This is a genomic window from Nonomuraea sp. NPDC049655, from assembly GCF_044465465.1.
In the GTDB taxonomy this organism is placed as follows: Bacteria; Actinomycetota; Actinomycetes; order Streptosporangiales; family Streptosporangiaceae; genus Nonomuraea.
Genome location: NZ_JBITLS010000018.1, coordinates 122,662 through 146,007, shown reverse-complemented (window position 1 = coordinate 146,007; position 23,346 = coordinate 122,662). Strand labels below are relative to the sequence as shown.

At 72.9% G+C, this 23,346-nt stretch carries 22 protein-coding genes; 15 read left to right on the top strand and 7 right to left on the bottom strand.

Annotated features, from left to right (window positions below; genetic code table 11):
* Positions 1-31 precede the first annotated feature (31 nt).
* The 3 genes from ACIBQ6_RS44385 (at position 32) to ACIBQ6_RS44375 (ending at position 2,145) form a co-directional block, all read left to right on the top strand.
* Positions 32-430: a DUF3224 domain-containing protein gene (locus ACIBQ6_RS44385; protein WP_352327373.1), complete on the top strand. Its 399-nt coding sequence runs from the start codon at positions 32-34 to the stop codon at positions 428-430.
* Positions 431-538: 108 nt separating this feature from the next.
* On the top strand, positions 539-1,600 hold the full coding sequence (locus ACIBQ6_RS44380; RefSeq protein WP_358298241.1) for an NAD(P)/FAD-dependent oxidoreductase: 1,062 nt from the start codon (positions 539-541) through the stop codon (positions 1,598-1,600).
* A gap of 5 nt (positions 1,601-1,605) precedes the next feature.
* A complete protein-coding gene (locus ACIBQ6_RS44375) occupies positions 1,606-2,145 on the top strand; it encodes a DUF1697 domain-containing protein (RefSeq protein ID WP_397218840.1) in 540 nt (179 codons plus the stop codon).
* Here ACIBQ6_RS44375 and ACIBQ6_RS44370 read toward each other — a convergent pair.
* Positions 2,142-3,452, bottom strand: coding sequence for a fatty acid--CoA ligase family protein (locus ACIBQ6_RS44370; protein WP_358298237.1), 1,311 nt, complete (start codon positions 3,450-3,452; stop codon positions 2,142-2,144). The two genes, ACIBQ6_RS44375 and ACIBQ6_RS44370, sit on opposite strands and share 4 nt — an antisense overlap.
* Positions 3,453-3,589: 137 nt before the next feature.
* On the opposite strand from ACIBQ6_RS44370, the gene ACIBQ6_RS44365 reads away from it, so the two are divergent.
* From ACIBQ6_RS44365 to ACIBQ6_RS44330, 8 genes are all read left to right on the top strand, one after another.
* Positions 3,590-5,080 (top strand): MFS transporter, encoded by a 1,491-nt coding sequence (locus ACIBQ6_RS44365; RefSeq protein ID WP_358298235.1) that lies wholly within the window; start codon positions 3,590-3,592, stop codon positions 5,078-5,080.
* A 141-nt stretch (positions 5,081-5,221) separates the two neighbouring features.
* Positions 5,222-6,415 carry a cytochrome P450 gene (locus ACIBQ6_RS44360; RefSeq protein ID WP_358298233.1) on the top strand — a complete coding sequence of 398 codons (1,194 nt, stop codon included), beginning with the start codon at positions 5,222-5,224 and terminating at the stop codon, positions 6,413-6,415.
* A complete protein-coding gene (locus ACIBQ6_RS44355) occupies positions 6,412-7,797 on the top strand; it encodes a carboxyl transferase domain-containing protein (protein ID WP_358298231.1) in 1,386 nt (461 codons plus the stop codon). The genes ACIBQ6_RS44360 and ACIBQ6_RS44355 overlap by 4 nt, the downstream gene beginning before the upstream one ends.
* A 79-nt stretch (positions 7,798-7,876) precedes the next feature.
* On the top strand, positions 7,877-8,776 hold the full coding sequence (locus ACIBQ6_RS44350; RefSeq protein ID WP_397218839.1) for a DUF6039 family protein: 900 nt from the start codon (positions 7,877-7,879) through the stop codon (positions 8,774-8,776).
* Complete coding sequence (locus ACIBQ6_RS44345) at positions 8,773-10,509, top strand: amino acid adenylation domain-containing protein (RefSeq protein ID WP_397218838.1); 1,737 nt, start codon at positions 8,773-8,775, stop codon at positions 10,507-10,509. Before ACIBQ6_RS44350 ends, ACIBQ6_RS44345 begins: the two co-directional genes overlap by 4 nt.
* Before the next feature lie 3 nt (positions 10,510-10,512).
* Positions 10,513-11,457 (top strand): chlorinating enzyme, encoded by a 945-nt coding sequence (locus ACIBQ6_RS44340; protein ID WP_358298225.1) that lies wholly within the window; start codon positions 10,513-10,515, stop codon positions 11,455-11,457.
* An 82-nt stretch (positions 11,458-11,539) separates the two neighbouring features.
* Positions 11,540-12,667: an alpha/beta hydrolase gene (locus ACIBQ6_RS44335; protein ID WP_358298223.1), complete on the top strand. Its 1,128-nt coding sequence runs from the start codon at positions 11,540-11,542 to the stop codon at positions 12,665-12,667.
* Between the two features lie 124 nt (positions 12,668-12,791).
* Complete coding sequence (locus tag ACIBQ6_RS44330) at positions 12,792-13,466, top strand: Crp/Fnr family transcriptional regulator (RefSeq protein WP_358298221.1); 675 nt, start codon at positions 12,792-12,794, stop codon at positions 13,464-13,466.
* Between the two features lie 117 nt (positions 13,467-13,583).
* On the opposite strand, the gene ACIBQ6_RS44325 is transcribed toward ACIBQ6_RS44330, so the two are convergent.
* Positions 13,584-14,300: a PIG-L deacetylase family protein gene (locus ACIBQ6_RS44325; protein ID WP_352365061.1), complete on the bottom strand. Its 717-nt coding sequence runs from the start codon at positions 14,298-14,300 to the stop codon at positions 13,584-13,586.
* 29 nt (positions 14,301-14,329) lie between these two features.
* Positions 14,330-15,022, bottom strand: coding sequence for a DUF899 domain-containing protein (locus tag ACIBQ6_RS44320; protein WP_397218837.1), 693 nt, complete (start codon positions 15,020-15,022; stop codon positions 14,330-14,332).
* Between the two features lie 164 nt (positions 15,023-15,186).
* Between ACIBQ6_RS44320 and ACIBQ6_RS44315 the strand changes: the two genes are divergently transcribed.
* The 3 genes from ACIBQ6_RS44315 (at position 15,187) to ACIBQ6_RS44305 (ending at position 16,841) form a co-directional block, all read left to right on the top strand.
* Positions 15,187-15,543 (top strand): BlaI/MecI/CopY family transcriptional regulator, encoded by a 357-nt coding sequence (locus ACIBQ6_RS44315; RefSeq protein ID WP_358298217.1) that lies wholly within the window; start codon positions 15,187-15,189, stop codon positions 15,541-15,543.
* A complete protein-coding gene (locus ACIBQ6_RS44310) occupies positions 15,540-16,472 on the top strand; it encodes a M56 family metallopeptidase (protein WP_397218836.1) in 933 nt (310 codons plus the stop codon). The genes ACIBQ6_RS44315 and ACIBQ6_RS44310 overlap by 4 nt, the downstream gene beginning before the upstream one ends.
* Before the next feature lie 186 nt (positions 16,473-16,658).
* Entirely contained in the window at positions 16,659-16,841 is a 183-nt protein-coding gene (locus ACIBQ6_RS44305) for a hypothetical protein (RefSeq protein ID WP_397218835.1), read from the top strand.
* A gap of 10 nt (positions 16,842-16,851) precedes the next feature.
* On the opposite strand, the gene ACIBQ6_RS44300 is transcribed toward ACIBQ6_RS44305, so the two are convergent.
* The 4 genes from ACIBQ6_RS44300 to ACIBQ6_RS44285 are packed head-to-tail and all read right to left on the bottom strand — an operon-like array spanning position 16,852 to position 22,163.
* A complete protein-coding gene (locus ACIBQ6_RS44300; protein ID WP_358298211.1) occupies positions 16,852-17,139 on the bottom strand; it encodes a hypothetical protein in 288 nt (95 codons plus the stop codon).
* A gap of 10 nt (positions 17,140-17,149) precedes the next feature.
* Positions 17,150-19,294 carry a hypothetical protein gene (locus ACIBQ6_RS44295; protein WP_397218834.1) on the bottom strand — a complete coding sequence of 715 codons (2,145 nt, stop codon included), beginning with the start codon at positions 19,292-19,294 and terminating at the stop codon, positions 17,150-17,152.
* Positions 19,291-20,868: a peroxidase family protein gene (locus ACIBQ6_RS44290; RefSeq protein WP_397218833.1), complete on the bottom strand. Its 1,578-nt coding sequence runs from the start codon at positions 20,866-20,868 to the stop codon at positions 19,291-19,293. Before ACIBQ6_RS44290 ends, ACIBQ6_RS44295 begins: the two co-directional genes overlap by 4 nt.
* A gap of 2 nt (positions 20,869-20,870) precedes the next feature.
* Positions 20,871-22,163: a cytochrome P450 gene (locus ACIBQ6_RS44285; RefSeq protein ID WP_397218832.1), complete on the bottom strand. Its 1,293-nt coding sequence runs from the start codon at positions 22,161-22,163 to the stop codon at positions 20,871-20,873.
* A gap of 217 nt (positions 22,164-22,380) precedes the next feature.
* On the opposite strand from ACIBQ6_RS44285, the gene ACIBQ6_RS44280 reads away from it, so the two are divergent.
* Positions 22,381-23,334 carry an acyl-CoA desaturase gene (locus ACIBQ6_RS44280; RefSeq protein WP_397218831.1) on the top strand — a complete coding sequence of 318 codons (954 nt, stop codon included), beginning with the start codon at positions 22,381-22,383 and terminating at the stop codon, positions 23,332-23,334.
* Positions 23,335-23,346 lie beyond the last annotated feature (12 nt).

The following is a 23,346-nucleotide window of genomic DNA, read 5'->3' as shown; positions in this document are numbered from 1 at the left end:
AGCGAAAAAGAGAGCAAAAAAGGGAGCTGACATGACCACCCAAGGTAAGGGCTCGTACCAGATCACCGGTTGGGACGAGAAGCCCTACGAGGAGAAGAAGGGCCAGCCCAAGCTCACTCAGGCCCACGTCACCAACGCCTGGACCGGCGACATCGAAGGCGAGGGGCAGGCCGAGTACCTGATGGCCTACGCCAGCGACACCGAGGCCAGCTTCGTCGGCCTGCAGAAGGTCGTCGGGAGCGTCCGCGGCAAGAAGGGCTCCTTCGTGCTGCAGGCGACGGGCACCTTCGACGGCGGCGTGGCCAAGGCCGACTGGTCCGTCGTGCCGAACTCCGGCACGGAGGAGCTGAAGGGGCTGAGCGGCAAGGGAGGGTACGTCTCCAAGACCGACGGCTCGGCGGAGGTCACCCTCAACTTCAACCTCAAGTAGGCGCTGCACGCAGTCGGGTACGCGGGGCCGGGGGCTCCGCGTACTCGCATGTCAGGAACTGCTCAGTGTTGAGCAGACCGCCTCGCGCCCGCGCGCGACGATGGCCGCATGGACACTGAAGTGATCGTCGTCGGTGGCGGCCAGAGCGGGCTCGTCGCGGGCTACTACCTGAAACAGGCCGGCATCCCCTTCGTCATCCTCGACGAGGAACCGCGGCTCGGCGAGGCGTGGCGGCAGCGCTGGGACTCCCTGGAGCTGTTCACGATCGCCGAGTACTGTGCCCTGCCCGGCCTGCGCTTCCCCGGCCGGAAGAACCGCTTCCCCACCAAGGAGGAGATGGCCGACTACGTCGAGGCGTACGGCAAGGAGTTCGACCTGCCGGTCAGGCTCGGCACCCGCGTCACCTCCCTGGAGCCGATCGAGGGCGGCTACCGGCTGGAGACCACGAAGGGCACGTACGAGGCGCCGCAGGTGATCATCGCGACCGGCGCCTACCGGGTGCCGAAGGTGCCCGAGCTCGCGGGCAGGCTGGACCCCGAGGTCTACCAGGTGCACACCGGCCGCTACCGCAACCCGTCCCAGGTGCCGGGCGGGACCGTCGTCGTGGTCGGCGCCGCGAACTCCGGCGCCCAGATCGCGCCCGAGCTGGCCGCCGGCCGCCGCGTGCTGCTGTCGCAGGGCTCGCCGCTGCCGCACTTCGGCCGCCGGTTCCTGGGCAAGGGCCTGCACTGGTGGGGCGACAAGTTCGGGCTGATCGCCAAGCCGCTGATGGGCGAGCGCGACCGGCTGCACAAGAAGACGATCCTGGTCGGGCCGAGCCTGAAGAAGCTGGCCAAGCGGCACCGCTTCGAGCTCGTGGGCCGCACGGTCGACGCCGAGGGCCGCACGATGCGCTTCGAGGACGGCCGCTCGGCCGACGTCGACGCCGTCGTCTGGGCGACCGGCTTCCGCTACGACTACTCCTGGGTGCACGCGCCCGTCCAGGACGAGGGCGGCGGCATCACGCAGGACCGCGGTGTGACCGCGTCCCCCGGCCTCTACGTCCTCGGCATGCAGTGCCAGCACTCCTACGGTTCGGCGCTCATCTGGTGGGTAAAGGACGACGCGGCTTATCTGGTCGAGCGCATCAGGCAGTTCCGTCCCCAGGCGGTGGCGGGCAGAAGGGGTTGAGCGACATGTCCAGGCAGGTGGCGCTGCTGCGCGGAGTGAACGTCGGCGGCCGGAACATGGTGAGCATGGCCGAGCTCCGCAAGCTGCTGGAGGGCCTCGGCTTCGAGGACGTCAGGACGCACCTGCAGAGCGGCAACGTCGTCTACACCAGCGGGAAGAGCCCCGACAAGGCGGCGGCCGAGATCCAGGCCGCGCTCGCCCGCGACCTCGGCGTCTCGGTGCCCGTCCTGGCCAGGACGGGCGCCGAGCTGGGCGAGATCCTCAAGGCCAACCCGCTCGGGGACGTCGCCGCCGACGACGCCCTGCACCTCGTCACGTTCCTGTCGGACAAGCCCGACGCCGGGCCGATCAAGGCGCTCGACCCCGACGCCTTCAAGCCCGACGTCTTCAAGCACGTCGGCAAGGAGATCTACGTCTGGTGCCCCGACGGGGTGCGCAACACCAAGCTGTCCTACTCCTTCTGGGAGAAGAAGCTCGGCGTCACCGCCACCGCCCGCAACTGGAAGACCGTCTCCAAGCTGCACGAGCTGGCCACCGCCGGTTAGCCCGCCAGCACCCGCTTGAGCGTCTTGCCGATCGGCCCGCGCGGCAGCGACTTCGCGACCACGTACCGCGCCGGCCGCTCGGCCGGGTCCAGCCGGTCGGCGGCGAAGGCGCGCAGTTCCTCCTCGGGCACCGGCGAGCGCAGCACGACGGCCGCCGTGACGCCCTGCGGCCCCTGGAACGCCGCGGCCTCGACCACCTCGGGATGCCAGTGCAGGGCGTGCTCGACCCGCAGCGAGGAGATCCGGCGCCCGCCGGCGGTGATGACGTCGGCGGCCCGGTCGAAGAAGCGCAGCCTGCCCTCCCCGTCCAGCTCGCCCAGGTCGCCCATGTGGGTCCAGCCGTCGCGGAAGGTGCGCTCGTCGGCGGCGGCGTCGTTCAGGTAGTAACGGCGGGGGGCGGCCGAGCGCAGGCAGATCTCGCCCGCGTCGGTGACCCGCACCTCGGTGCCCGCGCTCGGGCGGCCCAGCAGCCCCTCGTCGTCCGGCGTGGGGGGCGTCTCCACCGGGCGGTGCACGAAGGCGGGGGCCGACTCCGTCGAGCCGTAGCCGATGACGATCCGCACGCCCGGCAGCGCCCGCATGAGCCGGGCCACGGTGGCCATCGGCACCGGCGCCGAGCCCAGCATGAGCGCCCGCAGGCCGGACAGGTCGTACCGCTCGTGCCAGCCGTGCGCCACCATCCGGGTCGCGGTGGACGGCGGGACGATCGCCATCGGCACCCGCAGCTTCTCCAGCATGCGGGCCACGTTCTCCGGCCCGAGGTCGGTCAGCACGTGCGTGGTCGCCGGGGCGGTCATCGCCGTCATCAGCGCGCTGTGCCCGGCGTTCGTGCCCAGCGGGACGGCGGCCAGCACCCCGTCCACGCCGGTGAACAGCTTCCCGCGGCCCTCGTGGCCGTAGGTGAGGTTCGCGACGGGGACCGCCACGGCCTTGGGGCGGCCGGTCGTGCCCGAGGTGTAGAGGATCTCGGCGACGTCGTCGTCCCGGGCGCCCGCCGCGTCACCCAGGGGGCCGGGCAGCACCTGGCCCACCCCGCACTCGGCCAGCCGGGCGCGGACCTCCTCCTCCGGCAGCGCGGGCGGCAGCCCGAGCACGGTGCCGCCGGCCAGGTGCACGGCCACGGCGGCGACCGCGTGCCCGATCCAGTCGTCGTGCCGCAGCGCCGTCCTGACCGGGGCCAGCCGGGCGGCCAGCTCCTCCGACCGGGCGGTCCAGTCGGCCACCCGCAGCTCGCGCTCGCCGTCCACGACGAGTGCCACATGATCGCCCCGACGGGCGCTGACCAGTTCTGCCGGGTTCGTCGTCATGCGGCCGATGGTAGGAAGCCGGGCGCTCCCCGGATGCTCAGTGTTGAGCAGACCCGTGGGGCGCTTTCGTGTGGGCTGGAGTCGGCATGGGTCCGCGAAGAAGTGGGACGGCTGCCAAGAACAAGGGAGGCGATGACATGAACCAAACCGGTTCGAGTACGCGCGGCCAGCTGTTCGCCACCATCGGCGCACTCCTGGCCCTGGCGCTGGCGTCGATCGACGTCTCGGTGGTGGGGGCGGCGATGCCCCGGATCGCCGCCGACCTGCACGGCCTGTCGCTGTACGCGTGGGTGGGGGTCTCCTACGCCGTCGCGGCCGCCGTCGTCGTGCCGATCGCCGGGAAGCTCGGCGACATGTTCGGCCGCAAACCGGTGCTGCTCGTCGGCCTGGCGGGCTTCCTGGTGGCGTCGTGGTTGTGCGGCGCGGCCCAGACGATGCCCCAGCTCGTCGGCGCGCGAGGGCTGGCGGGGCTGTTCGGCGGCGTGCTGATGGCCAACGTCTTCACGCTGCTCGCCGACGTCTACACGCCGGAGCGCCGCACCCAGATGCAGGGCGTCTTCTTCGGCTTCTCCGGCCTCAGCATGGTGATCGGGCCGCCGCTCGGCGGGTTCATCACCGACAACTGGAGCTGGCGCTGGGTCTTCTACGTCAACGTGCCCATCGGGCTGCTCGCGATCGCCGCCGTGCTGATCGGCGTCCCGTTCGTGCGCAGCGGCGCGAGCTGGCGCGACATCGACTTCGCCGGCGTCGTCACGCTCGTGGCCGGGCTCGTCCCGATCCTGATCGGGCTCACGCTCACCGGCGACCGGCACGCCTGGACCTCGCCCGAGGTGCTGGCCCTGCTGATCGGCGGCGCCGTGCTGCTGGTGGCGTTCTACTTCGTCGAGACGCGGGTGGCCAAGAACCCGCTGGTGCCGTTCGCGCTGTTCCGCAGCAACCAGGTGTCCGTCATGGCCGTGGTGGCCTTCTTCTCCGCGTTCGCCATGATGGGCACGGCCTTCTACGTGCCGCTGCTCTACCAGGGCGTGCTCGGCGTGAGCGCGACCCACTCCGGCACGCTGCTGATCCCGATGATGCTCGGCCTGATGCTCATGGCCCCGATCGCCGGCAAGGCGATGACGGCCATGCCGCGCTACCGGCTGCTCGGCGTGTTCGCCATGGCCGCCATCGTCGCCGGGCTGCTGATCCTGTCGGCCGTCGGGCCGGACAGCGGGCAGGGCCTGCCGATCGTCGCCATGGTGCTCATCGGCGTCGGCATCGGCATCGCGTTCCCGATGGCCACGGCCGTCACGCAGAGCGCGATCCCGATGGAGCAGGTGGGCGTCGGCACCAGCCAGATCCAGTTCTGGCGGATGATCGCCGGGCCGGTCTCGCTGGCGATCCTCGGCTCGATCATGTCGTCCCGGCTCGGCGTCGCCGGTCAGGGCGGCGAGGGCGTCGCGCCGGCGGTGCTCGCCGACGCGCTGGGCGACCTGTTCCTGGCCTGCGCGATCGCGGTCGGCATCGGCCTGGTGGCCAGCCTCTTCCTGAAGGAGGTCCCGCTGCGCGACATGTCGATGGGCAGGTCGAAGGCGGGCAAGGCCGACCAGAAGGCCGCACCCAACCAGGGGCGTGCCGCCAGGGCGTGACCCCGGAGCACCGGGTGGCGGGGCCGTGCGCGGCCCCGCCATCGCCATGTCCGCCCGCCATGTCCGCTCGTGCCGGCCTGCGCGCAGGGGCCTGCTCACAGTTGAGCAGACGCGGCCGGGCGCGCGGGCGAGGCTGCTGGCATGGACTCCTACCCCATCCCCCGGACGTGCCCGCTGGATCCGCCGTCCGAGTACCGGGACCTGCAGGCGGGGCGGCCCATCACGCGCGTCCGGCTGGACTTCGACGGGAGCGAGGTCTGGCTGGTGACGCGGTACGAGGACGCCCGCGCCGTGCTCGGCGACGCCCGGTTCAGCTCCGACTTCGCCACCCCCGGCTTCCCGGCCAGGCTCACCTCGCAGCCTCCGGGGCCGGGCACCTTCATCAGGATGGACCCGCCCGACCACTCGCGGCTGCGCCGCCTGCTGCTGCCGGAGTTCAACCGCAGGCGGGTCGAGGCGCTGCGCCCGGCCATCCGGCGCATCACCGAGGCGCTCGTCGACGAGATGGCCGCCCAGGGCCCGCCGGCCGACCTGGTCCAGACGCTGGCCCTGCCGCTGCCCTCCCAGGTCATCACCGAGCTGCTCGGGGTGCCGTACGAGGACCGCGACTACTTCCACGAGACCACCAAGGTCATCGGCGACCGCAACGTGGAGCCCGAGCAGCGCATGAAGGTCCGCGAGGACCTGCGCCACTACCTGGAGCGGCTGGTCGCCGAGCGCGAGCAGCGGCCCGCCGACGACCTGCTCAGCCGCCTGGGCGCCCACCGCGAGGCGGCCAAGGTCAGCCGGGAGGAGGTCGTCGGCATCGCCACGCTGCTGATGGTGGCCGGCTACGAGACCATCGCCAACCAGATCGGCGTGGGCACCGTGGCGCTGCTGGAGAACCCCGAACGCCTGGCCGAGCTGCGCGAACGTCCCGAGGCGCTGCCCGCCGCCATCGAGGAGATCATCCGCCACCAGACCGTCATCGACTACGGCGCCCGCCGCGCGGCCACCGCCGACGTCGAGGTCGGCGGCAAGCTGATCAGGAAGGGCGAGGGCGTGGTCGTCGTGCTGGCCGCGGCCAACCGCGACGAGGAGGTGTGGGCCGATCCGGACCGGCTGGACTTCGGCCGCTTCGGCGACCTCGCCGACCGGCAGGAGCACCTGTCCTTCGGCTTCGGCATCCACCAGTGCATGGGCCAGCTCCTGGCCCGCGCCCAGCTGGAGATCGCCTGGTCCACGCTGTTCGCCCGGCTCCCGGGGCTGCGCCTCGCGGTGCCGCTGGAGGAGGTGCCCTTCCGCTCCGACATGTTCGTGTACGGCGTGCACGCCCTCCCGGTGACCTGGGGATGAACCGCGACCCGCGGGACCGGGTCCGCGCGCTCTTCGACCCCGGGACCGTCCGGCCGCTGCCCGGGGACGACGACGGCGACGACGGCTGCGGCGTGCTCGCCGCCCGCGGCGGCATCGGCGGCGGACCGGCCGTCGCCTACGCCACCGATCCCGGCCGGATGGGCGGCGCGATGGGCGCCGAGGGCTGCGCCCGCATCGTCCGGGCCATCGACCTCGGCGTCCGGGAGCGGGCGCCCGTCGTCGGCCTCTGGCACTCCGGCGGCGCCCGGCTGGGCGAGGGCGTCACCGCGCTCGACGGCGTCGGCCAGGTGTTCGCCGCGATGGTCCGGGCCTCCGGCGCCGTCCCGCAGATCTCCGTCGTGCTCGGCCCGGCCGCCGGCGGCGCGGCCTACGGCCCGGCGCTCACCGACGTGGTGATCATGAGCGAGAGCGGGCGCGTCTTCGTCACCGGCCCGGACGTCGTCCGCAAGGTCACCGGCGAGGACGTCGACATGGAACGGCTCGGCGGCCCCGACCCGCACAGCAGGCGCAGCGGCCTGGCCCACCTCACCACCCCGGACGACGAGGGCGCCATCGACGCCGCCCGCCGGATCACCACCCTGCTCGGCGGCCAGGGCGAGCTGCGCCCCTGGGAGGCCCGCGACGACCCCGAGCTCGGCGGCCTGCTCCCCGAACGCGCCAGGCGCGCCTACGACGTGCACCCGATCGTCGCCCGGCTGCTCGACGGCCCCGGCGAGGAGCTGCATCCGAAGTGGGCGCCCAACCTCGTCACCACGCTCGGCCGGCTGACCGGCAGGACCGTCGGCGTCATCGCCAACAACCCGCTGCGCAAGGGGGGCTGCCTCGACGCGGCGGCGGCCGAGAAGGCCGCGCGGTTCGTCCGCATGTGCGACTCGCTCGGCGTGCCGCTCGTCGTGCTCGTGGACGTGCCCGGCTATCTGCCCGGCGTCCGGCAGGAGTGGGACGGCGTGGTCCGGCGCGGCGCCAAGCTGCTGCACGCCTTCGCCGAGGCCGTCGTGCCCCGGGTGACGCTGGTGCTGCGCAAGTCCTACGGCGGCGCGTACGTCGCCATGAACTCCCGCGCCCTGGGCGCCTCCGCGGTCTACGCCTGGCCCACCGCCGAGGTGGCCGTCATGGGCGCCGAGGCCGCCGTGGACATCCTGCACCGCAGGAAGCTGCGCGACGGCCCGCGGGACGGGCGCGAGGAGCTGCGCCGCCGGCTCGTCGCCGAGCACGAACGCGAGGCCGGCGGCGTCGGCAAGGCCGTGGAGATCGGCGTCGTGGACGAGGTGATCGAGCCCGCCGGCACCCGGCGGCGGCTCGCCGAGGCCCTGCTCAAGGCCGTGCCGCTGCGCGGCGACCACACCAACATCCCGCTGTGAAGCCCCTGCTCACTATTGAGCAGGCAGCACGGCGGGCCCTCATTAGCGTGACGAACAAGCCGACAGACGGAGTGGAACGATGACCAACCCGAATCCCGTCATCCCGCCGGCCGAGCAGCAGACCTCGGTGCCCGCGGCGGATCTGATCAACTCGGCCACGGCCGGCGTGATCGTCGAGCGGACCGCGCAGGTCAGGAACGGCTCCCACGCCAAGGGGCGCAAGTTCGCCCGCATGATGGCCGAGATGGTGACCGCCAAGCAGGTGGGCGTCGCCAGCGTCTTCCTGTACGAGGAGACGTTCGGGACCAAGGACCGGCTGCACTGGCTGATCCACCTCAGCTCGCTGCACGCCTACGAGCAGATGGTGCACATGGGCACCTCCGACGGCGAGTACCGCGACAACACCGCCGAAAGCGGCTGGGACGAGATCTTCGTCGACGGCAGCATGACCGAGACCGTGCTGCTGCCCCAGTTCTGGGGCATGTACGGGACCGCGGTCGACGGCGAGCGCGAGAAGCAGTCCACGGTCTACCTGCAGCAGGGCGAGATCACCGGGCTGCCCGGCGCCCGCGAGCAGGTGCCGCAGCCCTACGAGCAGCTCGTCCACTCGGGCAACTGCGGCCTGCTGCTGCACCGGACCGCCCAGCTCGACTACGACTTCCGGTCCGAGGGACGCACGTTCGCCCGCGAGGCCGCCGAGTCCATCAACGAGAACCTGCCCGGCGAGGCCACCGTCTTCGTCTACGAGGAGGCCTTCGGCGCGGCCGACCGCATCCACTGGCTGATCCACATGAAGTCGCTGAGCACCTACTACAAGGTCCTGGCGCTGCACGTGAAGGACGAGAAGGTGCGGGACCTGTACTTCCAGCAGCGCATCGCGCCCGAGCGCGGCGGCGGCACCTGGGCCAGGATGTTCGTGCCCGGCAGCATGCACGACACCGGCCTCACCCCGCACCACTGGGGGATGTACGCGACATGACCGGCCGCTGCCTGCACGAGATCTTCGCCGAGCGCGCCGCGAAGGCCCCCGACCGGATCGCCGTGACCTGCGGCGCCGAGGAGATCACCTACGGAGACCTGGACGCCCGCGCCGACCGGCTGGCCTGCCTGCTGCAGGCCGCGGGGACCGGCCCCGGCGTGCTGGTGGGGCTGTGCGCGGACCGCGGCATCGACCTGGTGGCCGGGCTGCTCGCGATACTCAAGGCGGGCGGCGCGTACGTGCCGATCGACCCCGGCTACCCGGCGGGGCGGATCGCGTACCTGCTGGAGGACAGCGGGGTCCGCACGGTCGTCACGACGTCCGGGGTGGCCGGCCGGCTCGGCGGCGTCCTGCCCGGCGAGGTCGTGCTCGCCGACGCCGAGCCGCCCGAGGGACACCCCGCGGCCACGGCCCGCGACGAGGACCTGGCCTACGTCATCTACACCTCGGGCTCGACCGGCGCGCCCAAGGGGGTCCTGGTCGAGCACCGCAACGTCGTTCGCCTGCTGGAGCGGACCGCGCAGTGGTTCGGCTTCGGCGACGACGACGTCTGGACGCTCTTCCACTCCGTCAGCTTCGACTTCTCGGTGTGGGAGCTCTGGGGCGCGCTGCTGTACGGCGGCCGGCTGGTGATCGTCCCGGCGGACGTGGCCAGGTCGCCCGAGTCGCTGCGCCGGCTGCTGGTGGCGGAGGGCGTCACCGTGCTGAACCAGACGCCCTCCGCGTTCCGGCACCTGGTGGCGGCCGACGCCCGGCAGGAGGAGCCGTCGCCGTACCGGCTGCGCCGGATCGTCTTCGGCGGCGAGCGGCTGGACGTCGAGCTGCTGGCCCCGTGGATCGATCGCTACGGCGACGAGCACCCGCAGCTCGTCAACATGTACGGCATCACCGAGACCACCGTCCACGTGACCTACCGCCGCGTCCGCGCGGCCGACCTCGGCCACCCGGAGCTGAGCCCGATCGGCGTGCCCATCCCGGACCTGCGCCTCGACGTGCTCGACGAGCACGGACGCCCGGCGACCACAGGGAACCTGCACGTCTCGGGCCCCGGGCTCGCCCGCGGCTACCTGGACCGGCCCGAGCTGACCGCCGAGCGGTTCAGGGTCGCGCCGGACGGCGGCCGCCGCTACGACTCCGGCGACGTCGTCACCCGCCTGCCCGGCGGCGAGTACGCCTACCTCGGGCGGTCCGACGACCAGATCAAGGTCCGCGGGTTCCGCCTGGAGCCCAGGGAGATCGAGCTGTGCCTCCTCGGCCATCCGGGGGTCGCCCACGCGGTGGTGGCCCACCGCGACTACGGCGAGGGCGACGTCCGGCTGCTGGCCTTCGTCGTGCCGGACGGCGATCCGGGGCCGGACCTGGTCGACCGGCTCACCGAGCGGGCCGCGAGCCGGTTGCCGGCGCACGCCCGCCCGTCCACCTACCACATCGTGTCGGAGATCCCCATGACGCCGCAGGGAAAGGCGGACCGCGCCGCTCTGGCCAGGTCCGCGCAGGCATCGTCGGCCGCCAAGGTCGTGCAGCGCATCGCCGAGGACGTGCTCGAACGCGACGAGGTGCCACCCCGGGTGGACCTGTTCGACCTGGGCGCGACCTCGCTGGCGATGACCCGCATCATCGCCCAGGTCAACGAGCGCTTCGGGCTGGAGCTGACGGGACGCGAACTGGAGGAGGAGGCGTCGGTCGCCGCCCTGGCCTCCTGCGTCGAGGAACGACTGACCGTGAGGGGATAGACCATGCACGAGACCACCGTCCGGGGCGAGCACTCGATGACCCCCGAGGAGCTGAAGAGCTTCCACACCCAGGGCTACTTCGGCCCGTTCAAGGTCTACGAGATCGACGAGATGCGCCAGAACTGGCGGCGCGAGCGCATGCGTCTCATGGACCGCAGCAACGCCGTCTACCGCGACGACGCCGCCTCGGGCAACACCAACATCTCCAACTACGACCGGCACCTGGACTCGCCCTTCCTGGCCGACCACATCAGCCGGCCGCAGATCGTGGACCGCGTGGTCAGCGTGCTCGGCCCGGACGTGCTCTGCTGGCGCACCGAGTTCTTCCCCAAGTACCCCGGGGACGAGGGCACCGACTGGCACCAGGCCGACACCTTCGCCAACGCCTCCGGCAAGCCGCAGATCGTCTGGCCGCAGGCGGAGGAGTTCGGCGGCACGATCACCGTCTGGACCGCCTTCACCGAGGCGAACGAGGACACCGGGTGCCTGCAGTTCATCCCCGGCACCCACGAGACGATGTTCTACGACGAGACCAAGCGCATGCACTACGACCCCAACAAGATCAACCAGGAGGACAAGGACGGCGTCCGGCGCGGCTTCTTCGGCTACGACTACCGCGACCTGCAGATCGACCCCGACTGGAAGCCCGACGAGTCGCAGGCCGTCTCCATGGTGATGAGGCCGGGCGAGGCCATCCTGTTCTGGTCGACGCTCATGCACGCCTCGCTGCCGCACAAGGGCCTGACCGACGAGATGCGCCTGGGGTTCGCCGCCCGGTACGTCCCGACCAAGGTGGACGTCTACCCGGACACCGACGAGATCGAGGAGTACGGCGGCCGGGTCAGCCTCGACCGGTACGGCGCCGTCCTGGTCACCGGGCAGAACACCAACCCCAACAACCGGATCGCCACGGCCACCACCACCGGCCACCCCTTCACCACCCGATGAGGCCCGCCGTGACCTCGCGAAGCCCACGGCGCGCGGCGACCCGCGCGCCCTCTGACGATCCACGGAATGCGGTGATCATCTCGTGGCCGCCGAACTGAGACGTCTGACCCGGGCCGTGCAGGACGCGCGGCCGCTGGTGGACGTCCTGCGGCATCCGGTGCGCCTGGCCGGCCCGCCCGGCCTCGCCTCCCTCCTGGGCCGTGTGACCCGACGGCTGGGCGCACCGGAGTTCGCCCTGACCGACCACGACTCGCTCGACACCTTCGAACGCCTGGTCAGCGACCATCTCGCGCTCCATGACGGCATGGGCGAGGACCTGCCGCCGGCCGCCGTCGACGAGGTCGTGGACGGCGCGGCGCGGGACGGCTTCGAGGGGCTGTGCACGCGCGAGGAGGTCGCGCGGGCGGACGGCGGCCCGCCGCTGCCCGCCTACGCGGCCGGCGACCCGCGGGCCCCGGCCGTCGTGATCGTGGCCGCCTGCGGCATGCCGGCCCGCCTGTGCGAGCAGTGGATGCGGTTCCTGTCCCGCACCCATCACGTCCTCACCTGGGAGACCCGCGCGTTGTTCGGGCCGGACCCCTCGGCGGAGCCGCCGGACGCGGGGGTGCCGGCGCAGGCCGGTGACCTCTTCGCGGTCATGGACCATTTCGGCGTCCGGCGGGCGCACCTGATGTGCCTGTGCGGCGGGGCCGTCATCGGCCTGGCCGCCGCGCACCTCGATCCCGGCCGCGTCGGTTCGCTCAGCCTGTGGCACGGCGACTTCGCCGCCGTGAAGGGCGCCGACCGGACCCACCACCAGCAGAACCTGGTGGGGCTCATGGAGATGGCCGCGGCCGGCCCCGACCGGGCCGCCGCCATCCATCCCGTGCTCTGCCAGACGATGCTCTCCTCGGTGCCGCCCGACCTGGCGCACCTGGTGGTCTACCCGTACGCGACGCCCGAGCTGCTGCACCGCTACTGCCGCCTGAACGGCGAGATCATGACGACGGACGTGAGCCCCTGGCTGGCCGGGATCGACCGGCCCGTCCTGGTGGTCTCCAGTCACGACGACGAGACCGCCCACCCGGCGGGCTCGAAGGCGGTGGCGGCGGCGCTGCCGGACGCCGTCCTGCATCTGCGGGCGCACGGCGACCACATTTCGCTGTTCAAAGGTGACCCGGAGTTGATGGATATGGCCCGGGACTTTATTGACTCCGCAGCCGCCCGATAACAGCCGAAATCCGCTTCCAGGTAATTCTCCGGACATATCAGAGAATTATGGGGCAGCTTGTTAATCAGTCGATTGATGGGTAGGGGCAACGACGACATGAAATGAATTCCGAGGGGCGGGCTAAATGAAGTCATCGGACGCTGCGCAACTGAGAGCCGGGCTCCGCTCCTTCATCTCGCAGGAAACGTCGGGCGCCTGCTCGATCCGGGTGCCGAGACGCACCAACATCTACAACTGCGGTCAGCGCGACAGCAACATCTACGTGATCGAGAGCGGTCAGGTCAAGACCCAGATGTACGCGCGCTGCGGCAAGGAATGCCTGCTCTCGATCTTCACCGCCGGCGACATCTTCGGTGAGTCCTCCCTGCTCGGGGCCGAACGCAGCGAGACGGCCACCGCCATGCGGACCACCTGGGTCCGCCGCATCCCGGCCGCCCGATTCCGCGCCGCCATGGCCGAGAACGAACTCATGGACGGATTCATCGACTATCTCGCGCTACGCCTGCGGGAACAGCAGGAAGTGATCGCGACAATGGTCACGATGGACAGCGAGCAGCGTCTGGCCTCCGTTCTGCTGCGCTTATCCAGAAAGATCGGTAAGCGCCGTGCCCCGAATGTGCGGGCCATCGAGGAACGCATCACCCAGGAAGAACTCTCCGGCATGGTCGGCACCACCCGGTCGCGCGTCGGATTCTTCCTCAAACGATTCAAGGACGCCGGCCTGGTCCTGCCCACCTCGGACCCGTACCTGGTCGTGGACGAGGAACGCCTGGCCGAGTACGTCGACGAGGTCAACTGACGGCCGACGAGGTCGACTGACGGCCGGCGAGGTCGACTGACGGCCGGCGAGGTCGACTGACGGCCGGCGAGCCGCCCCCGGCCCGGTCCGCGCGCGGCGGGCCGGGCCGGGCGGCGTTCAGCAGGAGATCAGCTCGAACGGCACCGCCGGCCGGCCGCCGAACCGCTGACCCGCGGCGTTCACGAACCCCTCCAGCGGCACCCGGGCCCCGCCCGGCGGCACCCCCAGCGCCGACAGGTACGCCGCGTGCGCCTCGACCGAGGCCAGCGCCGCGTCCAGGTGCCCGGTCACGTCCACCGCGTGCGTCGGCCGCACGGAACCGGCGATCGCCACGTACTTGACGCCGCCCCACGGCTCGGCCCCCGCGTCGGGCAGGATCCAGCGGTTGCCCGCGTCGAGGACCGCGTCCAGCACGGCCCGGCCGGTGACGCGGTGGTCGGGGCTGTTCCACTTCCCGGTGAAGGTGAAGTCGTGGTGGTTGAAGGTGATCACCAGCTCGGGCCGGTGCCGGCGCAGCGCCGCCACCAGGTCGTGCCGGAGCCGGGGGGAGTGCTCGATCCCGCCGTCGGGATGGTCGAGGAACTCGACCGACGAGACGCCGACGATGGCGGCGCTCGCCCGCTGCTCCTCCTCCCGCACCTTGCGCGCCTGGTCCGGCGGCATCGAGTCGATGCCCGCCTCGCCGCGGGTGAGCAGGAGGTAGCCGACCTGCTTGCCGGCCCCGGTCCAGGCGGCCACGGCGCCGGCGCTGCCGAACTCCATGTCGTCGGGGTGGGCCACGACGGCCAGTGCTCTCGTCCAGTCATCGGGCATGGGCTGTAAGTCGTCCGTCATGCCCTTCCCCCTGACATGCACGAAGATCGCTAAACCTGTTGGTCCGGGCCGTAGCGCCGGGCGACGTCCTGGGAGGAGGGCCAGCGGCTGTAGGCCGGCGAGCGCGGCCAGCCGTCGGGGGAGTCCTGCCACTCCTCCTGCCGCCCGTACGGCAGCAGGTCGATCAGCGCGAAGGTGTGCGTGAGCTGCTCGGTGCCCCGGCCGTCGGTGTGCCAGGTGCGGTACACCGCGTCGCCGTCGCGCAGGAACACGTTCACGGCGAAGCCCGCGCCGGGCGGCGCGCCGACGTCGGCCCCGAACGGGCTGCCGGCCGTCGAGTACCAGGTCATCCGGTTGCCGACCCGCCGCCGGTAGGCCAGTGCCTCCTCGATCGGGCCCTGGGTGACGACGACGAACCGGGCGTCGTAGTCGTCCAGGAACTCCAGGCGGGTGAACTGCGCGGTGAACCCCGTGCATCCCGGGCACTGCCACTCCTTGCCGGGGAACCACATGTGGTTGTAGACGATCAGCTGCCGCCTGCCTTCGAAGACGTCCGCCAGCCGGACCGGCCCGTCCTCGCCCTCCAGGACGTAGTCGGGCATGCGCACCATCGGCAGGCGACGGCGCTGGGCGGCGATGGCGTCGAGCTCACGGGTGGCGGCCTTCTCCCTGGCCCGCAGCTCGTCGAGCCGGAGCCGCCAGGTCTCGGCGTCGACGACGGGCAGTAGTGCGTTCGCGCTCATGGTCCCTCACTGTTCGGTCGCGGCCTGCGATGCACAGGGACAGACCCGCCGCGGACGCGAAACTCATCGGCGGCCCCGCATCCCGCCGAGGCCGCCCGCACGGACTCCTGAGCACGTCCGGGCGGTAGCCTTCTACCTCGGGTAGAACCCGGGAGGAGTCGCGGATGCAACTCGGCAATCTCGAACGGTCGATCATGGAAGCCCTGTGGCGGCGTCCTCAGGGCATGTTCGCCCACGACCTCGCGGCCGGCCTGCCCTCCCAGCCCGCCGTCACGACGGTGCTGACCGTGCTGATGCGCCTGGCGAACAAGGGCATGGTCGCCCGCGAGCGCGTCGGCCGGGCCCACCTCTACAAGGCCACCGCGGGCAAGGACGCCTTCGTCGCCGAAGCCATGCGCGCGGCGCTGGCGGAGGCCGGCGACGTGGTGGCGGCCGTGCAGCGGTTCGTCGGCACGGTGACCCCCGAGGTGGCCGCGGCGCTGCGCGAGGCGCTGGAGGAGCAGGACGGACCGGCGCGGTGATCGCCTGGTTCGTCGCCGCCGGGGTGGCGCTGCTGCCGGTGACGCTGGGCGGCCGCCTCGCCCGCGCCCTGGCCGGAGCGGCCTGGTCATATCGTTGCCCGCGGGCGGCGCTGGCGCTCTGGCAGGCCATCGGGCTGGGCGCGGGCCTGGGCGCGGTCGGCCTCGGGCTGGTGGCCGCGGTCGCGCCGCCGGCGGCGGTGTTCCCGCACGGCATGCACACGCTGCTGCGGCAGATCGTCAGCGGCCACGGGCTGGACGGCCTCGGCCCGCTGCACCTGCCGGCCCTGGCCTGGTCGGCGGGCCTGCTGAGCTGGCTGGCCGTGCACACGGCGCGGGCCACGGCCAAGACCCTTCGCGAGCGGCGGCGGCAACGCCTGCTGGTCGACGTGGTGGCCGACCACCATCCGGCCTACGACGCCTACGTGCTGCCGGTGGCCGGGCAGGTGGCCTACTGCGTGCCGGGCAGACGCCGGCGCGTCGTGCTGAGCCAGGGCACCCTCGACGCGCTGGCGCCGGCCGAGCTGCGGGCCGTCCTGGAGCACGAGCGGGCGCACGCGCGCGGCCGTCACCACCTGGCCCTGCTGCCGTTCGTGGCGTTGTCGCACGCGTTCTCGTGGCTGCCCGCCGCGCGCACGGCCCGCGAGGCGGTGGCCGTGCTGCTGGAGATGATCGCCGACGACCACGCCCGCCGCGTGCATGGAGAGCTGCCTCTGGCGCGGGCCCTGGTACGCATGGCGGCCGGTGGCGCTTCGCCGGGGGCGGCCACGTTCGCCCTGGCCGACGCCGGTGTGGTGGAACGGCTGGAGCGCCTGCTCGACGGGCGCGGCCGGCCCCGCTGGGTGTCGGCGGCGGCCTACTCGGCGGCCGTCCTGCAGCTGAGCGGGCCCCTGGCGGTGCTGATCGCGCCGCTGGTCTGCTTCGCCCTCTAGCGGCCCCGGTCCTGATCGCGCCCGCGGTCGTCCTGCCCGGCGGGCTCGCCGTCGCGCTCCTCGCACCGGTGCTGACGGCGGCCCCCTGTCAGCCGTCCCGTACGCCGGGCAGGTCAGGAGCTCGGCACCGCCAAGGCTTGGACGTTCTGCATATCCTGGGCAGCCCGCCCGGAAAGAGGTGTCCCTGTGTACGAGATCGTGGCCGCTCTCGCGCCCCCCGTCGTGGTCGGCGGAGCCTTCATCGTCGGCGTCGTCCACCTGGTACGCGCCGAAGGGCGGGCCAAGGCCGCCGAAGCCCGGGCCGCGCGTGAGCGGGCGGCGGCCGCGCCCGACCCGGGACGGCAGCCGGAACCGCGGGCCGACGGCTGACCCCCCGCCGCTACCGGCCGGGCTCGTCGCAGCCGGGCCGCGTGTGCCCGGTGTGCTCGCCGCCCGCCTCGGCCGCGTAGCGGAGCAGGTGGCGGGCGGACGCCTCCAGGTCGGCGGCGGCGGTCACGCACGCCGCCAGATGGGCGGTCACCGCCGAGCGCAACCAGGCAGGCGTCCCGTCGCCCGCCTTCAGCCCCGCCTCGACGGCGCGCAGCCGCTCGGCGCAGGCGGCGAGGGCGCGGGCGTCCGCGCGCAGGACTTCGGCGTGCGCGACGATCGCGGCGATCCGGGCGGACATGGCTCCTCCGTCAGCCTGTCGGCACCGGGACGGCGGCGTCCCGGAGCGTCCGGCGGGTGGTGGCCGACAGGCACAGCAGCGGGCGGGCGCCGTCGAGGCCCAGCTCGCGCAGCCGTCCGGCCAGCGGGTGGGCCGACCGCGGCTCGACGGCCAGCCGCAACGACGGCGCCGCGTGCAGCCGGGCCCGCCCGCGGGCGCGTACGTGGGACCGCAGCACCGCGCCGGCCTCCCGGGCGTAGCCGACCAGGCCGGGATCGTTCAGCGGCAGGCCGGGACCGAGCCGCCCGCGCAGGGTGAGGATCCGGTCGGCGGCGAGATGCGCGGACCGCGCGCCGAGCCGCAGCTCCAGAGCCGTCAGGTACGTCTCGCCGCCCCACAGCCGCGCGCCCAGGGCCTGGACGACCGCGCTGTCGACCGCGGAGCCGACGAGGAAGGCGCCGGAGCGGCGCACGTCCGCGGCCCGCAGCAGGTCGGGAGGACCGAAGCCCCGCCACGGCGGGCCGGGCTCCGGCGACCGGAACGGCCCCGGCACGACGACGCCGACCTGCAGCTCCGCGTAGTCGCCCACGCCGGTGCGCCGGTTCCGGGCGGCGTGCACGACGACCAGCGCCCGCCCCGCCACCCGTACGACGGGACCGAGCCCCGTGCCCTCCAGCAGCCCCGCCACCGCCGCCGGGCTGACGGCGAAGCAGGCCGTGATCGCCTCGCCGTCGCGGCAGATGATCGGCAGCTCGACGACCCCCTCGGGCCCGTGGACCGGCACGGCCCGGAAGGGCGATCGCTCCGGCGCGGGCGGACGGTCGAACAGCAGGTACGCCTGGGAGCGCACGACCCGCCCCCGGTACGGGGCGAGCCGCTGTTCGATGACGTCGCGGGCCTCGGCCAGGTCGTCGGTGAGGTTGGCGAGGTAGCGCTCGATGCTGTGGCACTGCGGGAACATGTGGGTGGAATCGCTGTAGTCCACCACGTACCAGTCGGGGTGCAGGTCGAAGCAGGTGCCGGCGCCCTGGCCGTCGAGGGTGGGGATGATGTCGTGCTGGTTGGTGACGCTGGCCACCCAGGTGCGCGGGTCGGCGGGGCGTTTGAAGTCGACGGGCGAGCCGACGGCGACGGCGTGCGTGACCGTGTGCCGGGCGCAGAAGGCGGGGTCCTGGGCCAGGTTCATGATCGCCGCCCCGCCCGCGCTGTGCCCGACGAGCGCCAGGTCGGCGCCCGGCGGCGGCCCGTAGTCGGCGACGGCCTGTGCCAGGGCGCGGCTGTAGGGGCTGGCGGCCAGCACGGCGCTGCTGAACGCGCCGAGCAGGTCCTGGGGCGACTCGCCGTCGGGACGCCCGAGCCGCATGCCCGGCGCGTGCAGGACGTGCCGGATCACGCCGTCCGGCCCCTCGACGCTCTGGAGGAGGGCCCGCCCGGTGGTGCCGATCGTGCTGATGTTGGACAGGAAGCCGAGCAGCGAGCCGCGCGCGCACAGCCGGGCGGACTCGGCCGCGCTCAGCTCGACCCGGCGCGCGGCGCCCTCCCCGACGTCGAGGACGGCGATCGCCCTGTTGCTCAGCCCGAGGAGCGGATCGGCGGTGGCGAAGCCCCTCCCCGTCGCGATCAGCCAGGCGGCGGCGTCGTTGAGCGGGTTCTCGTCCAGCAGCGCGCGCAGCGCCAGGACCTCGCCGAAGACCGGCGCGAGCTGGCTCAGCGCGCGCACCGCGCCACGGTCCTTGAGCAGGGCGCGCAGGGCCCGGACGGCCTCCACGTCACGGTCGGCGGCGGCCGCCTCGATGAGCCGGGCGAGCATGGGGTCCTCGGTCAGCTCGGGATGGGCGACCGCCACCGCCGCCACGCGCAACCGCAACGACGTGGCCAGCACCCGTACGGCCAGGCTCTCGGCCCCCAGCAGGGCGCCGGCCTTGGCAGCCGCGGTCGCCAGCCGGCCGCCGGCGAACGAGTACCCGAGGCCGCGGCCGTTCGTCGTGGCCCGCAGCAGCGCGCGGTAGGCGGGCCGGGCCGCCGAGGGGGCGCGTGGCACGGCGCGCAGCAGCGCGTCGTCGGTCAGCGCGGCCGTGGCGTGCGACGCCGCGCCGTGGATGGTGACCGCGACGTCCACCAGCTCCCGGGCCAGGGCGCGCAGGGGCCCGGCGGCCGGATCGTCGTCGCCGGTCATGGCCGGGCCCGCCGGGACATGCTGACGAAGCGGGGGGCCGGGTCCTCGGGCGTGTTGCGGCGCAGGACGTCCGAGAGCGTGCGCGTGGCCGCGATGACCCGCAGGCCCTGGGGGGAGAAGGTGGCGGCGTTGAAGATCCGCGGCGCCAGCAGCGGGTTGGTGAGCGCCTGGGAGAAGGCGTCGATGGCGATGATCTTGGTCAGCAGCGGCGGCAGGATCGCGTCGGGGGAGCCGGGCTCCTCGGCGAACAGCCCGACGTACAGGTCGACGTCGTCCACGTCGCGGTAGAGGTCGCGCAGCGCGCCGCTGACCCGCCGGTCGCCGGTGATCTGCTCGAAGGCGCGCACCCGGGGGAAGCGGCAGTGCTCGCGGTAGCCGTTGTACGGGGCCAGGCCGAGCATCCGGGAGTCGGCGACGCTGGCCACGTCGATCTCGCGCAGCACCGGGTCGGTGTTGAACAGGCCGATGCGGCCAGCGCGCTGGCGGGAGGCGTCCTCGAACAGCCGCCCGAGGCCGGGCCCGGGGAGCAGCGAGCCGGCGAAGAAGGTCTCGGCCATCGGCAGCTCCCGCCCGGCCACCGACAGACGGGACGGGACCAGGCTGTGCCAGCGGTAGACGAGGTTGAACTCCACGGAGGCCCAGTTCTGCCGGTGCCAGGCCGCGCGGTCGAGCCGCGTGGACAGCCACGGGTCGAGGGCGAACCGGAAGTGGTAGGGGGTGATGTGGTTGATGTACTCCTCGACGACCAGTTTGATCAGCAGCACGATGAGGACGTTGCGGGCGGTCTGGAACAGCCGTTCGTCGTCCCAGCGCGGATTCTCCCGGGCCAGCAGCCGCGCCACCCTGTTGTGCTCGCGCAGGAACAGCACCGTCAGCATCGTGAAGCCGATCTGGCCGTTGCCCCGGTCGCTGCCGGTGGCGAACAACGTGTCGCGCCGGGCGTCGGAGAGCTGGTCGAAGCGGATGACGCGCAGCGGGGCGAACTCCGGCTTGATCTTGCCGTTCGCGCACAGGTAGGGCGGGAACTCGCCGCCGCCGAGCGACTGGCTCTTGAGCAGCCCGCCGTCGAAGGCACGCAGCGCGGCCGTCGCCGCCTCGTCGAGGCCGTAGACCTGGTTGAGGTCGATGTGGTGGTTGGAGCTGTTCTTGCGCGGGTCGCGCGGGACGTTGACGTCGCCGCGCAGGAAGCCGTCGGTGAACCACTGGGCGAAGTAGGCGAAGAGCACCGTGGAACGCGGGCACGGGATCATGGACTCGCCGCGGGCGAACAGGTCGGCCGCCCGCTCCGGCGTGGGCAGCCGATCTTCGGCGACGGCGACCGGAGGCAGGTGCCTGCCGCTGTAGGCGCGGTCGGTCAGGGAGGCCCACGAGGTGTAGTCGGCCATGGTGCTCAGCGGCTCGGGGCGCGGGGGCATCTCGCGGATCGCGTGGTCGATCAGCGAGGCGTTGATCCGGCGCCGCACCGGGCGGCTGCTCTGCAGCAGGTCCCAGAGGGGCCGGCCGTGGGTCAGGGCCAGGAACCTGAGCCGGTTGGACAGGCCGTCCGTGGCGATGCTGCGTGCTCGGCTCGCCATCGTCAGCCTTCCCGCACGCCGGCGCCGAGCCCGAGCGCGAAGGCGTCGGGGAAGATCCCGAGTGAGCGCTCCACCCGGCCCTCCGGCGGCGGCAGCAGCCGCACGCCCGGACGCAGCAGCAGCCGGCGCACGGTCTCGGCGATCACCACTTCGGCCACGTGCACGCCCAGGCAGGCGTGATGACCCGAGCCGAAGAACAGCTGATGGTGACGGGGACGGTCGAGGCGGAACTCGCCGGGATCCGGCACCACGGCCGCGTCGAACATGGCGGAGGCCGGCGCCGCGAGGACGAACGTGCCCGCCGGGATCACCGTGCTGCGCGGCGTGCCGGCGGCCAGCACGTGGTCGCGTTCGCACAGCCGGGGAAGCAGCTTGAAGAACGGGCTGAACCGCAGCGCCTCCCAGACGTACGGGTCGAACCTCTCGGGATCGCCCGCGACGGCCGTCGCCTCGGCCAGCACCCGCGGGCGCAGCAGGAGCTGCTCGACCGCCTCGGCCATGGCCCCCGGCGCGCTCTCCACGAAGCCCAGCGGCAGCCCGGCCATGTTGATCACGATGCGGTCGTCGGAGACGGCGGGCAGGGACGCCCGGACCAGGCGGGCGAAGACGTCGTCGGGCAGGTCCCGGCCGGCGCGCAGCGTGGCCCGGTGCTCGGCGAGCAGGTCACGCAGATACCCGACCAGCTCGGCGCCCGCCTTGACGGACGCCGCCTGGAGCTCGGGGTCGCCGAGGAAGTTGGCGAAGCCGTCGGCGACGATGGCCCGCGTCCAGCGGCCCAGGGTCCGCGGGGCGGGGCCGGGAACGCCGAAATACCGCGCGCACACGCCGAGGGCGACCGGGCGGAACAGCCCTTCGACCGCCTCCAGCCGCCCGCCCGGCTCGGCGGCGTCGAGCAGCTCGTCGGCCAGACGGCCGGTCAGCTCGCGCACGCCGGCCGCGTCCTGCGGGGCGAGCATGAGCTGCATCAGGCCCTTCTCCCGCCAGTTCATCGGCGTGGCGTCCCGGCCCAGCATGAACGGGGCGCCCAGCGCGGCGTCGAGGCGGGGACCGAAGGCGCGTACGGAGAAGACCTGCTCGTGGGCGAGCACCTCGGTCACGTCGGCGAAGCGGGTGACGACCGTGAAGGCGGGCGTGACGAAGACCGGACGCCGCTCGCGCAGCTCGGCGAACAGGCTCCGCCAGTCGGTCCGCATCCACTCCCGGACCAGGCCGAACGCCGATATCGGGTCTTTGGCCAGCGTCTGGTCGTACCTCTCCAGATAGCCGCCCGTGGTCGCCTGATCGACAGCACCCATTCCGTGGACCTTCCGCCTGATATCGGAGCGCACAAGGATGATCACTTTGCGCAATCACAATCTAGGGAGGCGTCACACCCTTTCTTCATGACAATCGAGTGCATTGTTTTGGTGCCTCACGGTAATTACTCCGTCACTGTCAGGACATTGCCGCAGTCCATGGGCCTGGTCATTGAATAAGGAGCCTGATCGACCCGTACCGCTCATGGGAGGAAACGTGACGTCACCCCTGCCGCAGCCGGGCACGGCGGAGACGGTGACGGTCACCACCGGCCGCCGCACCGCCTATCTGGTCGTCCTGGTCGTCCTGCCCGTGCTGCTGCTGGCCCTCGCGGTGCCGGCGGCCTGGGGGTGGGGCATCGGCCCGCGCGACCTGGTGATCGCGGTCGTGATGTACCTGGTGAGCATCTTCGGCATCGCCATCGGCTACCACCGCCTGTTCACCCACCGCGCCTTCAGGGCCAACCGGGCGCTGCGGATCGCGCTCATGCTGGCCGGCGGCATGGCCGTCGAGGGCCCCCTCACCCTGTGGGCCGCCGAGCACCGCCGCCACCACAAGTACGCCGACCGCGAGGGCGACCCGCACTCGCCGTGGCGCTACGGCGACAGCGGCCCGGCCCTGCTGCGCGGCATGCTGCACGCCCACGTCGGCTGGTTCTACACGGCCCGCCGGCGCTCCAGCCGCCGCCACTGGGTGCCCGACCTGCTGGCCGACCCGGACGTGCGCCGCCTCGACGCCGCCTACCCGGCGGTCGTGCTGCTGTCGTTCGCGCTTCCGGCCGCCGCCGGCGGGCTCTGGTCGATGTCGTGGGCGGGCGCGTGGAGCGGGCTCCTGTGGGGCGGCCTGGTCCGCTACGCCGTGGTGCACCACGTCACCTGGTCGGTGAACTCGATCGCCCACACCTTCGGCGACCGCCCGTTCCGCACCAGGGACCGGTCGTCCAACGTGTGGTGGGTGGCGATGCTGACGCTCGGCGAGGGCTGGCACAACTGGCACCACGTCGACCCCACCTGCGCCCGGCACGGCGTGCTCAAGGGCCAGCTCGACCCGAGCGCGCGGCTGATCCGCTGGTTCGAGCGGGCGGGCTGGGCCCACGCCGTGCGCTGGCCGGCCCCCGACCGCCTGACGGCCCGCCGCGCCGAGCGCGTCCCCGGCCGCGTCCCCGACTGAGCACCGGGCGGG

Coding starts and splice junctions, on each gene's coding strand:
- ACIBQ6_RS44325 (WP_352365061.1), bottom strand. CDS start 14,300: ATGACGGACGACTTACAGCCCATGCCCGATGACTGGACGAGAGCACTG.
- ACIBQ6_RS44365 (WP_358298235.1), top strand. CDS start 3,590: ATGAACCAAACCGGTTCGAGTACGCGCGGCCAGCTGTTCGCCACCATC.
- ACIBQ6_RS44340 (WP_358298225.1), top strand. CDS start 10,513: ATGCACGAGACCACCGTCCGGGGCGAGCACTCGATGACCCCCGAGGAG.
- ACIBQ6_RS44315 (WP_358298217.1), top strand. CDS start 15,187: ATGCAACTCGGCAATCTCGAACGGTCGATCATGGAAGCCCTGTGGCGG.
- ACIBQ6_RS44355 (WP_358298231.1), top strand. CDS start 6,412: ATGAACCGCGACCCGCGGGACCGGGTCCGCGCGCTCTTCGACCCCGGG.
- ACIBQ6_RS44295 (WP_397218834.1), bottom strand. CDS start 19,294: ATGACCGGCGACGACGATCCGGCCGCCGGGCCCCTGCGCGCCCTGGCC.
- ACIBQ6_RS44350 (WP_397218839.1), top strand. CDS start 7,877: ATGACCAACCCGAATCCCGTCATCCCGCCGGCCGAGCAGCAGACCTCG.
- ACIBQ6_RS44360 (WP_358298233.1), top strand. CDS start 5,222: ATGGACTCCTACCCCATCCCCCGGACGTGCCCGCTGGATCCGCCGTCC.
- ACIBQ6_RS44370 (WP_358298237.1), bottom strand. CDS start 3,452: ATGACGACGAACCCGGCAGAACTGGTCAGCGCCCGTCGGGGCGATCAT.
- ACIBQ6_RS44320 (WP_397218837.1), bottom strand. CDS start 15,022: ATGAGCGCGAACGCACTACTGCCCGTCGTCGACGCCGAGACCTGGCGG.
- ACIBQ6_RS44300 (WP_358298211.1), bottom strand. CDS start 17,139: ATGTCCGCCCGGATCGCCGCGATCGTCGCGCACGCCGAAGTCCTGCGC.
- ACIBQ6_RS44345 (WP_397218838.1), top strand. CDS start 8,773: ATGACCGGCCGCTGCCTGCACGAGATCTTCGCCGAGCGCGCCGCGAAG.
- ACIBQ6_RS44285 (WP_397218832.1), bottom strand. CDS start 22,163: ATGGGTGCTGTCGATCAGGCGACCACGGGCGGCTATCTGGAGAGGTAC.
- ACIBQ6_RS44380 (WP_358298241.1), top strand. CDS start 539: ATGGACACTGAAGTGATCGTCGTCGGTGGCGGCCAGAGCGGGCTCGTC.
- ACIBQ6_RS44385 (WP_352327373.1), top strand. CDS start 32: ATGACCACCCAAGGTAAGGGCTCGTACCAGATCACCGGTTGGGACGAG.
- ACIBQ6_RS44290 (WP_397218833.1), bottom strand. CDS start 20,868: ATGGCGAGCCGAGCACGCAGCATCGCCACGGACGGCCTGTCCAACCGG.
- ACIBQ6_RS44330 (WP_358298221.1), top strand. CDS start 12,792: ATGAAGTCATCGGACGCTGCGCAACTGAGAGCCGGGCTCCGCTCCTTC.
- ACIBQ6_RS44375 (WP_397218840.1), top strand. CDS start 1,606: ATGTCCAGGCAGGTGGCGCTGCTGCGCGGAGTGAACGTCGGCGGCCGG.